The 12,891-nt window shown below is 46.1% G+C and carries 13 protein-coding genes and 2 tRNA genes; all 15 read right to left on the bottom strand.

The window, feature by feature from the left end:
• The 15 genes from hpt to spoVT all read right to left on the bottom strand — a co-directional run bounded on the left by hpt (nucleotide 1) and on the right by spoVT (nucleotide 12,844).
• Nucleotides 1–540: a hypoxanthine phosphoribosyltransferase gene (hpt, locus tag ACVC9U_RS19155; RefSeq protein WP_003178236.1), complete on the bottom strand. Its 540-nt coding sequence runs from the start codon at nucleotides 538–540 to the stop codon at nucleotides 1–3.
• Nucleotides 524–1,954: a tRNA lysidine(34) synthetase TilS gene (gene tilS / locus ACVC9U_RS19160; protein WP_016886275.1), complete on the bottom strand. Its 1,431-nt coding sequence runs from the start codon at nucleotides 1,952–1,954 to the stop codon at nucleotides 524–526. The genes hpt and tilS overlap by 17 nt, the downstream gene beginning before the upstream one ends.
• Before the next feature lie 102 nt (nucleotides 1,955–2,056).
• Nucleotides 2,057–3,091: a protein kinase domain-containing protein gene (locus ACVC9U_RS19165; RefSeq protein ID WP_009330069.1), complete on the bottom strand. Its 1,035-nt coding sequence runs from the start codon at nucleotides 3,089–3,091 to the stop codon at nucleotides 2,057–2,059.
• Entirely contained in the window at nucleotides 3,060–3,797 is a 738-nt protein-coding gene (locus ACVC9U_RS19170) for a vWA domain-containing protein (RefSeq protein ID WP_003178231.1), read from the bottom strand. The genes ACVC9U_RS19165 and ACVC9U_RS19170 overlap by 32 nt, the downstream gene beginning before the upstream one ends.
• Nucleotides 3,798–3,873: 76 nt before the next feature.
• The gene (gene spoIIE / locus ACVC9U_RS19175; RefSeq protein WP_441391392.1) at nucleotides 3,874–6,363 is read right to left on the bottom strand and encodes a stage II sporulation protein E; all 2,490 of its coding nucleotides are present in this window, start codon (nucleotides 6,361–6,363) and stop codon (nucleotides 3,874–3,876) included.
• Nucleotides 6,364–6,572: 209 nt separating this feature from the next.
• Nucleotides 6,573–6,644: transfer RNA gene (locus tag ACVC9U_RS19180), tRNA-Glu, on the bottom strand.
• A 10-nt stretch (nucleotides 6,645–6,654) separates the two neighbouring features.
• Nucleotides 6,655–6,728, bottom strand: a tRNA-Met gene (locus ACVC9U_RS19185).
• Between the two features lie 150 nt (nucleotides 6,729–6,878).
• A complete protein-coding gene (locus ACVC9U_RS19190) occupies nucleotides 6,879–7,277 on the bottom strand; it encodes a S1 domain-containing RNA-binding protein (protein ID WP_003178226.1) in 399 nt (132 codons plus the stop codon).
• Nucleotides 7,278–7,356: 79 nt separating this feature from the next.
• Nucleotides 7,357–7,734 (bottom strand): FtsB family cell division protein, encoded by a 378-nt coding sequence (locus ACVC9U_RS19195; protein ID WP_003178224.1) that lies wholly within the window; start codon nucleotides 7,732–7,734, stop codon nucleotides 7,357–7,359.
• A 16-nt stretch (nucleotides 7,735–7,750) separates the two neighbouring features.
• The gene (gene yabQ, locus ACVC9U_RS19200; protein ID WP_075752610.1) at nucleotides 7,751–8,377 is read right to left on the bottom strand and encodes a spore cortex biosynthesis protein YabQ; all 627 of its coding nucleotides are present in this window, start codon (nucleotides 8,375–8,377) and stop codon (nucleotides 7,751–7,753) included.
• Nucleotides 8,374–8,682, bottom strand: a complete 309-nt coding sequence (yabP, locus tag ACVC9U_RS19205; protein WP_075752608.1) for a sporulation protein YabP — start codon at nucleotides 8,680–8,682, stop codon at nucleotides 8,374–8,376. The genes yabQ and yabP overlap by 4 nt, the downstream gene beginning before the upstream one ends.
• Nucleotides 8,683–8,757: 75 nt before the next feature.
• Nucleotides 8,758–9,021, bottom strand: a complete 264-nt coding sequence (locus ACVC9U_RS19210; protein WP_003178218.1) for an RNA-binding S4 domain-containing protein — start codon at nucleotides 9,019–9,021, stop codon at nucleotides 8,758–8,760.
• Between the two features lie 6 nt (nucleotides 9,022–9,027).
• The gene (gene yabN / locus ACVC9U_RS19215; protein ID WP_075752606.1) at nucleotides 9,028–10,497 is read right to left on the bottom strand and encodes a bifunctional methyltransferase/pyrophosphohydrolase YabN; all 1,470 of its coding nucleotides are present in this window, start codon (nucleotides 10,495–10,497) and stop codon (nucleotides 9,028–9,030) included.
• Nucleotides 10,487–12,079 carry a putative polysaccharide biosynthesis protein gene (locus tag ACVC9U_RS19220; protein WP_075752603.1) on the bottom strand — a complete coding sequence of 531 codons (1,593 nt, stop codon included), beginning with the start codon at nucleotides 12,077–12,079 and terminating at the stop codon, nucleotides 10,487–10,489. Before ACVC9U_RS19220 ends, yabN begins: the two co-directional genes overlap by 11 nt.
• A gap of 228 nt (nucleotides 12,080–12,307) precedes the next feature.
• Complete coding sequence (gene spoVT / locus ACVC9U_RS19225) at nucleotides 12,308–12,844, bottom strand: stage V sporulation protein T (RefSeq protein WP_441391393.1); 537 nt, start codon at nucleotides 12,842–12,844, stop codon at nucleotides 12,308–12,310.
• Nucleotides 12,845–12,891 lie beyond the last annotated feature (47 nt).

Consider the following 12,891-nt stretch of genomic DNA (forward strand, 5'->3'; position numbering starts at 1 on the left):
TCAGCTCTCATAAACCGCAGGTTTCAGCACTCCGATGTACGGAAGATTACGATAGCGTTCAGCATAATCGAGACCGTATCCGACAACGAAAGCATCGGGAACTTCAAAGCCGACGTAATCCGCTTTGATATCCGCTTTTCGTCCGCTTGGTTTATCAAGAAGGGTTACGATCTTAATCGATTTTGCTTTGCGGTATCGGAAAAGCTCTACAAGATAACTCAAGGTCAGCCCACTGTCGATGATATCCTCAATAATTAAGATGTCACGGCCCTCTACAGATGTGTCCAAATCCTTTATGATTTTCACCTCTCCGGAAGAAACCGTGGAACTGCCGTAGCTTGATACATCCATGAAATCCATTTCCAGATATGTATCAATATGCTTTAAAAGATCAGCCATAAACGGCATGGCTCCTTTTAACACACCGATTGCCAGCGGAAACTTGCCGCTGTACTCTTCTGTCAGAGTCGCGCCCAGCTCCTTGACTTTCTTTTGGATCTCTTCTTCCGAGATCAAGATATTTTCAATATCCTGTTTCATTCTTTGCTAGCCCCCTACACTTTTCATGCTGTCTATATTGTAATACAATGCGATCGTTGTTTGTAACATCAAGTTCCTCAAAAATGGTTTTTTTCAGACCAGGTATCCAGATAATGTTTCCAACCGCGTCTGTTACAATGGGCCAGCTGTCTCTTTTTGAAAGAGGCACTTTTTCATCAATAAATATATCTTTAACCTTTTTTGAGCCGTTCATCCCTTTAAGTTTGACTCGGTCTCCGTTTTGCCTTGTCCGTACGTAAAGGGGAAACTGAACCTGCTTGGGACTTGTTGCAAAAACATCATTTCCTTGCAGCTTCCGGGTTGAACCGGGTCCGCTCACATGAAGGGAGGAGCCGCCGGGAAGTATCAGTTCTTCTTCGCCTGCCCCGCTTATTTCATAATGATAGGAAACATTTTCACATTGTAAACGCTGAAATGTAAACAAACATGTATGATAAGATTTTGCGACTTTTAACCCATTCGGAAAATCAAGGGAACCGGATGGTCCGTCTTGTGAAATCCAATCCAGAAACACTTGAATATGATGGGCTGAAAACGCTGATGGAACGTTTTCATAAAGATAGTTTAATATTAGATGAACTCCCCTTCTTTGTAAAGGCATAGGGAGCGCAAGAAGTCGTTCGATGCTGATTTCCACGCCTGAACTTGACTTGCTTGTGATTACTGTATTCATTTTGTCTTTCGTTAATGCCTGTAAGTATAATTCGTCTTCTGTCAGGAATTCACTGACGGATTGAAACCTTTTATGGACATCTTCCGACTCTTTCTTCAGAAAAGGGAGAACATGGTGCCTGAACCGGTTCCTGGTGTAATCATCCTCACTGTTGCTCGGATCGGTTCTAAACGGTATTCGATTCTCTTTGCAGTAAGCCAAAAGATCATCCTTTGACAGCCTCAGAAACGGCCTGAGCAGCCAGCCGCTGTCAAAACGGCGCTTTGGCTGAATTCCGGCAAGCCCGATTCCGACAGTGCCTTTTGCCATCTTCATCAGCATCGTCTCCACCTGATCATCTCCATGATGACCCAGAACCAGGTATTCGGCCCGGTGCCTTTTCATTAACTCTTGAAAAAACGCATACCGGCATTCTCTCGCAGCAGCCTGTTTATTCAGATTGTTTTCAGCGGCAAATGCCAGGACATCGATTTGCACCGCCTCGCATTGTATGCCTTCCGCCTCGCAGTAGTCCTGAACGAACCGCATATCACGCTCGGACTCTTCGCCTCTGAACATATGATCGACGTGTGCGGCAATCAGCGTTGCAGAAGCGGGAACCGTATGGTGCAGAGCATGCAAAAGCGCCATCGAATCAGGTCCGCCGGAGACACCTGCAATCAGCGTCACTCCATCAAATGACAGTTCGTATTTTTTCATGAAATCTTCAATACTTTTCACAATGTCCTCCCACTAAGAGCAGGGTGTATTTCAAAAGATATAAATATCCTAACACTTTCAATCGGTCCCTGCAAAGAAGAGCTATCCGCCGAGAATGCACAGCTAAATAAAAAAGAGAACGATATACGCAAAGTAAAGGGCAAGAACGCTTACGACGATCAACAGCGTTTCAAAAACACCGCCGGATTTAGAAGGGTTTCTTTGCTTTCTGCGCCCGCTCCTTAACCTTTGCTGCTGAGGCGTCCCCCGCTTATGCCGCAGGCCTTGCGACGGGGCAGATGCCGATGAGGAACGGGCTGTTCTCGACTGGCGGCTGCTTTGCATTCGTGGCGGCCGGCCGATTTCCAGAAGATCTCCCTTCATTTCATCAGCTGTTCGATAGCTTCCTTTTAAAGCAGAAGCAAGAACCGGTTTATACCGTTTTAAAAACGGATGTCCGTCAATGACTGACATGAGCTGCTCCTGAGGCCTTGCTGTCTTCTTGAATTCTTTTTTCACCGCACAGTTCACCATAATCATGGCGACTGAAAACAGGTCATACGACGGCTCAGCCTTACGAGTGCCGAATTCCCAATAGCCTCTGTCAAAAAACTCCGTATATTCCTTAATTGCCCGGCCCTCTTTTGTCGTCCCGCCCACATCAATGCAGCGGATTTGCGGCGGAGGACCCGTCACGATTAAATTCTCGGGCTTTAAATCTCCAAACACCCATCCTTCGCGATGAATCGCCGACAGGCTTGAGAGAAGCTGGCTGATCAGCACCGGAGTCCATTCCTCGCCTTTTTCGTTTACATATCTTAAAAGAAGCGGACCTTCAATATATTCCATGACATAAAATGAAAGTTTTTTGCCGGTGCCTGTAACCATCATGTCATCCACATCAAAAAAAGAAGGCCCCATTGCTTTTGCCTGGGCCTTTGAGAAAGATTTCAGAACATTCACTTCCGAGGTAATGGACAGGCTGTCATCGCTCACTTTTAATGCAACCCGGCCCTTTCTTGAATCGGCCAGATAAACAACCCCATTTGCCCCTTTTCCAAGCTGTCTGATGATCTTGTAGGAATGATTGTTCCACTTTCCAACAACGGCTGCACCCGGCTTTAGACTAGCCGCCAAACTCGTCGAAGCGTTTTTCATCGTCTTCTAACATTCTCCTTCTTGAGCCGATTTTGTTAAAATGCTGAATCGCCTCTCGTATTGCGGGTCCTGTCGGTGTAATGCCACCGGCTGAAAGCTTGGAAAATATTGAAGAAAGAGATTCAAACTTCGGGGTCCAATCGAGCACAAGTTCGACCTCTTGTTTTTTCCCGGGAAATATAAGCATCGCAAATTCGTTTTCGCCGATTCTTGAATTGAGACTGATGGAAAGATCTATCAACGCTTCTTTAACGGTCGGAAGCTTCGGATTCATGCTTGCGCTTGTATCGACAAGAACCAGTACATGAAGATGCACGGTCTCACCAAGCTCGTCAACGACTTCCATGACTTCACCGCGTTTATCAGGAGGCAGTTCATCCATTTCGGTATGCTTGCCGAGAATTTGTTTGAGCTCACTGTTGACCACGCCTTGAATGGTTTGCGTCATCGCCTTTTTTGTCACCATTTGAACGGTCTGCGACAGCTGCGACGTGTAAACCAACTGGTGAACTCCTCCGCCTGCGAGAGCGATCCCTTCGACTTCTTTCATCGCCTCCTGATCCATTTCATGCTCGTCCATAATCCCAATCACATTCACGGTAATTCCCTGCTCTTTCGCAAAGGCAGCCATGGCCTGCGGGTCTTCGCCGCGGTTTGAACAGCCGTCCGTCAAAAGCAGGATTTGATTCAAATGCCCCTTTTTCATCGTTTTTATTCCTCCTGGACAAAGATATCTTGATTTAGTTCCATCATCGCCAGAAGAAATTTGATTTATACGAATGCTAAGAAATCTCTTGATTCTTTTTGAAAAAAGCCGGCGCCGGAATGGAGGCCCACTTTGGCGTATTATGGTCCAGCTTGATGACAATCACCGTCATGTCGTCCTCAATCAGACCCGACCTTGTCCGGATCACTTCTTCCATGATTAAGTCGGCGATTTCCTGCGGCTCCTCGGTTTTCAGCGATTTCAATTTGCGCTTCATCCACAGATCATGATTTTCCACATGTCTCGGCCCTTCAAAGATTCCGTCGCTCATCATGATCAAAAGGTCTCCCGCTTTTAATTGCTCGCTGACAACATCGACATCGAATTCTGTAATGATGCCGATCGGCAGATTGCTGGCCTGCACTTTTATAATTTGATCGCCTCTTTTAATAAAGCTCGGGGTGGAGCCGATTTTCAAAAACTTGCAGCTCGCATCCTGAAGATCGATGACCGATAAATCCAATGTCGAATAAATTTCATCTGTTGTCCTTAATGAAAGAATGCTGTTAATCGTTTTAATCGCCACTTTTTCGTCGATGCCCGACTGAAGAATCTTTTCCAGCAGCTTGATCGTCTCATTGCTTTCAAAATGGGCCCTTGCGCCATTTCCCATACCATCGCTAATGGCGGCGGCATATTTGCCGGTGCCGAGCTCCATCATATTGTAGCTGTCGCCGGAGACAAGCCCTCCGCCTTTTGCTGCATGCGCGGCTCCTGTCACCACCCTGTATGACTTCGCCGAACCGAAGGCAACATGACAATATCCATTCGGATGGCCGGCGCACTGTTCTGCTTTGACGATAATTTGTTCTTCCAAAATATCGGACAGCATCGGAGCGATGATTTTTTCACACTCTCCATGGCCGTTGCAATACGGGATACTCATTTCAATATCGATGTTTCCCTGCTCAAGGCTGTATATTTCGACTTGCTGAATCTCGATGCCGAAGTGCTGCAGCGCATCCCGAATTTGCTCTTCTTGAATAAAATGCTGCTCCCTTTCCCTTTTTATTTCCCGAGAAAAGTCCGCCATAACCTGAGAAACACCGAGAAGCTGCTCTGCAACGAGACGTCTGCTGTCATGCACCTTTTGTTTTAATGTCTGGTTCGCCCTAAAATGAGTCAGCTCGTCTTCAATCAGCGCTTCTACTTGCTTTGATTTGGAGCAGTGCTGATGAAACTCCTTTTTCAGCTTGCGGTTTTTAAAATATTGCTTTTCTTCCGTTTCCTGCATAACCCGTTTCATCAAATCATATGTTTTATCAAAGTTCTGAACCCAGCACTTGTTTTTCTTATAGCATGACTGACAGGAATGTTCTGTCACCGTGCTCAAAAACAGATCGATCTCTTTTTCTTTTCCTTCATCGTCCGGAGCTGAATGATAAAAGGTAGCGAAGCTTTCGGATAAAGCGTGAAAAACGTTCGAAAACTGATCGACTTTTTGGGCGGTGACATCGCGGATTTTCCTTGCATACTGCTGCTGTTCCTGGGCGTGCTCAGTCGTTCCAGGTATATACTTGGCCACTTTTTTCGTAATCGACTGAGGGGTTAAAAGGAACAGGCCGATTGCAATCAGAGATTCATAAAGCGTCGGCACTAATTCAGCCGAACCTTCTCCGTACAGAGAAATCAATAGAGATCCAATCAATAAGCCGACCGCTGCGCCGAACTTTTTTCCTTCTTTTAGCAAACCGCCGAGAAGGCCTGAGAAAGCCAGCAGGCTCATCTGATATAAATTGCCGATGTTTGAGAGGCTGAGAATCAGCCCGGTCACAACCCCGACTGTACAGCCGATGCTTGCGCCTCCGATGAACGCGAAAGCGAGCACGACATAACGGGCCAATATCAGTTCAGCCTGCATGCCTTGAAATGAAACGCCTGTCAAGCCCGTGAGAACGGAAGCGATTAAAATCATAAAACAAATGATCTCTTCAATTTTCAGCGACTGTTTCGCCCGCTTTGATGTGACAATCGGCAGGCTTTGCAGAAAAATCAATGTGAGGATAAACGATAATCCGGCTTCAACGAAAGCCATAATATAGTGATAACCTGAAACCGTTCCGTATTCGGCATATACGAATCCGCATCTTGTCACAGCCATCGCCAAAAAGACGACGACAGGCAGCGTTCTGACACGGTCTTTTATAATAAGGGACGTCATTTTTGAACATATCGCAAATGCAAACAGAGCCGCAAGCACGAACAGCGAATGCTGAGGCGATATGCTCAGAGCTCCGGCAAGAAGCGCCAGGCATGCAAGGAAAGCTTTATCTTTTTTGATTAAAAGCATCGCTCCGAAAAATGGAAGAGCAAAGGGAATGACCTCTGACAGAATGAAGGCTCGTCCCAATAAAAAACCGATGACCATATAGATCAGCCCTTTATAAAAAAAGAGGGAATATAAATGCTGCATCATAAGCTTCGTCATGCTGCCAAACCATGAATACAATTTTTGAACAGCAGGTCCAGCTATTGGGCTGTTCACTCTTCTTTCCGCTTTTTCCATGCTCTCATCTCCCACTCGTTTATTCGTTGCTTGCCATTATAGCGAAAGATGAAATAGGATTTTGTCAAAAGAAGGTAACGAATTCAAAGAACTGTTCGACGCTTTTTGTAGCATGCTTCAATCACTCTTGATAAGTCGAGTCCATTCCCGTTATTTTGCATATTTTTATGCAGCAAAAAACCGGCTTCAGAAGAAGCCGGTTTCCGGAATGACCCGTACGGGATTCGAACCCGTGTTACCGCCGTGAAAGGGCGGTGTCTTAACCACTTGACCAACGGGCCTTCATATAAGTAGCGGCGGAGGGGATCGAACCCCCGACCTCACGGGTATGAACCGTACGCTCTAGCCAGCTGAGCTACACCGCCATGTTGTTGATTTCTTTTAACGCACAATTTCTATATTACAAAGGATTGCCCTATCCGTCAATAGAAATTTTAATAAAAATTTTATTAGAAAATAAAAAGGCATCCGTTGGGATAAGACGAATGCCTTTCGTTTATATAGAAAGCAGCAAGTTAACCTCTTCTTGCTCCGCGCCCTCCACGTTTTGATTCCGTGTTGCGTTTTAGAGACGATAAGCGATCTTCACTGTCTTTTAAAAACTTATTCATTTTCTGTTCAAACGTTTCTTTAGAGCGGAAATCATTTTTAGGTCTCGCAGGTCTTGATGATTGAGGACGGTCTACAGCCTTTTTGATCGATAAGCCGATTTTCCCATCTTTCTCAACATTAATAACTTTAACTTCTACTTGATCACCGACCTTCAGATGATCATTAATGTCCTTCACGTAGTTATCGGCTACTTCGCTGATATGAACAAGACCTGTTGATCCTCCAGGCAGTTCAACAAACGCTCCGAAATTTGTAATACCTGTTACTTTCCCTTGCAACTTGCTGCCAACTTCAATCGACATAAAAAAAGTGCTCCTCCTTAGACTTAAAAAAGATCATTTGTTTAATTATACATAAAGAAAAAATTAAGTGTCAACAAGGCTACTTGCTCTTATCTTCAAACTTGAAGATGATTTCGCCATCTTTTGAGAGGTAATAATCCTTTCTGGCAAGCTCTGCAACGTAGTCCTCATCCTTTAATTTCACAATCTCATCTTTCAAATCCGATTTTTTTGCTTCCAGTTGTTCCAATTGTTTCAAAAGCTCTGCTTTCTTCTCTTGCTTCGCGCTGATATCCGAAGTCTGCGACCAAAGCGAACTGACAATCACAATCGCCGACAGCAGCACAACGGCGCCGAAAACCATCAACCGTCTGTATAGACCGCGTCTTTTTCTTTTCAGCTGCTGCTGTTTTCGCTCCATCTGCTCTTTGTATTCGTTCTGTATTTGCGATATGTTGCGTCTCGTGGGATCATTCATTCCAGACGGCCTCCCCTCATTTTTTTATAAGTTTTGCCTTAATGGTTATGAATAGTTTCTTCCCCTTTTCGAAAAATCCTGCTCCTTTTTGCAAAAAGCGTCTCAACAATCCCCGAACCGGGGCGGGAAGAAGCCTGCAGCATTGATATAGTATAAAATAAATCGGATATCCTGCAAATTTTAATATCTTATATAAACATACCGCAAAAAAACGAAAAAGAACATAGATATTTCTCATTGTAAAGAGAATGATGGCTAAAATAGCTTGAAACGTCCATACAACAGGCCGAAACACCATCATCTGCATCATCTTTGAGACCAGCCTGGAGATGAATATGAAAAAGGAAATCATCCATTCCAAAAGCTTGATATAGATCTGCTTAAAAAGGCTTTGATAAGCGGCAAATCCAAGCATGACCGCCAGAAAGATATAAATTCGGAATTCCCCTTCATTCACGCTCAGCAAAACATAGAAAAAAAGGAGACCTTGTACCACCCAAAACAAAAAATCATGGAGAAACAACAGCCACCTTGCTGTTTTCGAGCGGACGACAAAACGGGTGTAGGTGTCAAGAGAAGCGCCAAGCCATGCCCCCATTCCGGCCATGGCCAGCATCGTATAGAACTGAGTGGTCAGCGTCATTTAAACAACTTGCTAAAAAATCCTTTAGCTTTCTCCCCCTGCTGCTCATCCAAATAGACGAGATCAAGCACTCTTCCCTTGATGGAGACAACGCCTTTTTCCACATCGAGATTCTTCATCTGCAGGTTTTCGCCTCTGACCGCCAGCATGCCCATGACCGTCTCAAGTAAAAATTCCTCATTGTCAAAGCTCTCGACCTGTTTGACACCGGATATATCCAGCAGCTTGCGGCCCTTCATCGTCACATTATGTTCAGGACCAGATGCCCCGCTGGAAGGGTTGTGCTGATCATAATATACATTCATCGATTCATCCCCCATATCCTCATACTAAGATTCGATACTGCATTGTATGAGACGGGGGATTTTTTTAGAACAAGCCTATTCTCCTCCCAGCTTCTCTTCTTTGAGAACGGTATACATATCAGCGGCTTCTTCTTTTTTTGTCGTATCCTTCAATTCATTGACTTTGACGGTTACAAGCTTTTGGCCGAAACGCACCGCAAGCTCGTCTCCCGCTTTGACAACAGAGCTTGCTTTCGCCTGCTGGCCATTGATCGAAATTCTTCCCTGGTCAGCCACTTCTTTTGCAAGCGTCCGTCTTTTAATCAGCCTTGATACTTTGAGAAATTTGTCGAGTCTCATCACTTGTCAGCTCCTTTCAATGTCTTTCGCTTCATTCCACAATTCGTCCATTTCTTCAAGCGTCATACTTTCCAGATCCTTGCCCATGCGCTTTGCAGATTGTTCAATATGCCTGAACCTTCTGTAAAACTTGGCATTTGTCATCGCAAGGGCCTCTTCCGGTTCAATTTTATAAAACCGGCCGATGTTGACGAGAGCGAATAAAAGGTCGCCGAACTCTTCTTTCATTTTTTTGCTGGTCTGTTCGGCTTCGGAAATTTCTGAAGAAAATTCTTTCATTTCCTCGTGGACTTTATCCCAAATATCCTGGACATTCGACCAGTCGAATCCGGTCTTTGCCGCCTTTTTCTGAAGCTTGTTCGCTTTTGACAAAGCGGGAAGCGGCTTTGGAATGTCGTCGAGGAGGGATGGATCGTCCGCTTGTTTCTCCTGCTTCTTGATCTCTTCCCAGTTTACCATGACGTCGGCCTCATCACGAACAGATACTTCTCCGAAGACATGCGGATGCCTTCTGATCATTTTTGCGGTGATGCCGCGAATCACATCGTCAATTGCAAAAAGACCGTCATCCTCGCCGATCTGCGCATGCAGCAGAACTTGGAGCATCACATCGCCGAGCTCCTCAACAAGGTGGTCGGGATCTTCTTCATCAATCGCCTCGAGCACCTCATAGCATTCTTCAATTAAGTATTTTTTGAGCGATTCATGGGTTTGTTTCCGATCCCACGGGCAGCCGTCCGGTCCGCGCAGCTTCCTGATGACGCTGCGGAACATCGAAAATTCCTGGTACAGAACCTCCTCGTCTTTGACCGGCGGAACGTAGACGCTCGTTAAATTATTGATGCCGACACTTCTGTCTAATTCGTAAAGAGGCACTGTCCGAATGTCTTGCATGCTGCTTCCTGCCGCTGTGACAATGACGACTTCATAGTCATTAGGAAGCTTTTCCATCAACGTCAGTTTGACCTCTGATGCCGTCATTTGATCATATACCTGGCAAATAATCAAATGATGACGGAGCTCGACTTCGTCAGCGGAAAACCGGACGGCGTCGACAAACTGAAACCCGTCAATCGGATCGATCTGCAAAGCATTTAACGTCGCATCAATAAAGCTGTGACCTCCCTCGACAACGACGTCGGCCTGATGAGCGCCCCGCCTCTCAAGCAAAAGCTGGACCGTTTTTTCAGCGACGAACGGATGTCCCGGAACGGCATAGAGCACATCGCGCTGCTTCGCCTCCTCAAACAGCCTATCTACGATCTCCTCGTAAACATCTTCGAATTGATCATGCTTTTCATAGACCTCATCAAAAAAATGAATCTCCGCTATTTCTTTTTTCAGGTCCTCTATTAATGGATGGTCTTTCGTCCTGACAAAAAGAACCTCCGCTTGTGTAAGCCGTTTATAAACACCGAGGGTTAATTGATTCATATCGCCTGCCCCCAGGCCGACTACCGTGATTTTACCGGCCATGCCTGCCGCCCCTTTCTCGTTTTAATGTCAGGAGCTTGCTGCCAAAAGGTACAAGCTCAAGTTCTTTTTCTGAAAACACTCGTAATGTGAAGATACCGGACAAAAAGACAACGCCGCCGACGAAAACGGCGCTAAGGCTTTCCGCCGCCGCGATCCATCTGTTTTCGTGAGGTATGGCCGCTTCAAAAGCAAAAAGCCACACCGCCAGAGCGGCCGACATGATCACAGCCGACAGCAAAACACCCGCTATCCTGTATTCCGGCAGCTTGATCCAGCCTTTCCTTTTCAGCTGAAAAAAATTGAGCCCAGCGACAGCGGCGAATGACATCATAGTCGCAAAAGCGGCGCCGGAAATGCCGAAACCGGGGATCAGGAGCTCGTTCAATACGGCTTTCACAAAAAAGCCGCAGCAGACGGAAACAGCTGGTAGACATGTATTGCCGAGTCCTTGCAAAACAGCAGTCATCGTGATCGCCAACGATGCAAACAGAATCGACACGCTGAAAATTTGAAGCGCAGCCGTTCCATCGCTGTTCTTAAACAGCATGACATTCACCGGCTCCAAAATGCATATCAGACCGGCGGCTGCTCCAGTCCCGATGACGAAGCTCATTTTTAGCGAATACCGGATCTTTTCCTCCAGAACCGCCGTTTCTCCCTTTTTCTTCGCTTTTGTAAGGGACGGGACAAGAGCTGTCGCAATGCTCGCAGCAAAAACGGTTCCAAGCTGCAAAAGCGGCTGTCCCCTGTCATACACCCCTTTTGTATGTTTCGCCTGAAGTTCGTCCATTCCTTGTCCGGCCAGCAATGAATACAAGTTCAATGCGTCGACAAGCTGGATGAGAATCAGCATGAGGCCGGCGGTGCAAATCGTAACCGAGTACAGACACAGCTGTTTCAAAATATCGCCTGTACCGGCCTCTATCCCGGCGGCAGCGGGATGCTTTTCACGCTTGGCCCAAAACACGGCGAGAATGAAAAACGCCGCAAGGCCGCCGACAAGGGAGCCAAAAGCAGCCCCTGCCCCGGCGTCATATAAGGAAAAGCCGTTTTTGACGAGCCACCACGTCAAAATGAGGATCGCCCCGACCCGGAGTGTCTGTTCTCCAATTTGAGAAAGTGCCGTCGGAAGCATCCGTTCGCCTCCTTGAAAATAGCCTCTCAGCGAAGACACAAACGGCAGCAGCAAATAAGAAAACGACACGGTGCGGATCACCCCGGTAAGGTCGGGATCACCCATAAACCCTGCGATGGCTTCGGCTCCGGCAAACAAGAGAAGAAAAAAGCCAAGGCCCACAGCCGACAAAAAAAGCATAGACACCCGGAGAATTATTGCCCGGTTTGCCGTCCCGTAATCATTCAACAACTTTGAAATGATGACCGGGAACCCGGAGGTGGCAAGCATCACAGATATTCCGATCATCGGATACACCTGCTGAAAAATATAAAAACCGACATCTCCAACTATATTTTGAAAAGGCACTCTATATACAGCGCTTAATATCTTTGATAATATCCCCGCCAATGATAATACAAAGGCACCTTGCCAAATCCACTGTCTTTGACCTTTTACAAACCCCATTCCTTTAAGCTCCTTCCAATGCGCTTTCTCTCAGCTTTCTAAAAAGCGCACGAAACGTGCTTATTATACCATATTCAGGGCTCATACCCCGCCTGCAACTGTGAACTAAAAAAGAACAGCCCAAAAGGTGCTGTTCCAACTGCTGATGCTGATTCAAGCTGAGAAAAACGCTTTCGGCATTCCAGCTCATTCGTTCGAGCAGGAATGTCAAAATAAAAGGAATGAGACCTATTGTTCCATTTGACGGGCCAAAAAACTTGCGGCGGTTTCAACCGCTTTATGTTCCACTTCGCCGATTGACTGATCTTTCGAAAAAATGACAACCGCTCCGATCGGATCGCCGTTTGCAACAATCGGACCGACGGTATAAGAAGCAACCTCTTCGTCAATACCATCAATAAGCTGAATTGTCTTCGCGTCTCCTTCCAAAACAGAAGTGCGCTGATCCATCGCCTTTTCGACCATGTCGCTGATCGATTTGTTTAAATAGTCTTTTTTAGACCCCCCGGATACTGCGATATACACATCCCGGTCGCAAATCAGCACGGAATGGCCCATGCTGTCATAAAGCGCATCTGCATACTCTTTTGCAAAGTCGCCGAGCTCGCTGATCGGAGAATACTTTTTTAAAATAACCTCCCCATCCCGGTCCACAAATATTTCCAAAGGGTCTCCTTCACGAATGCGCAAAGTTCTGCGGATTTCCTTCGGGATCACGACCCGGCCTAAATCATCAATTCGACGTACGATACCAGTTGCTTTCATCTCTGCTGCCTCTCTTTCATTTGATGATATATCTGGTGGATATAAAC

Source organism: Bacillus sp. GM2, from assembly GCF_056155945.1.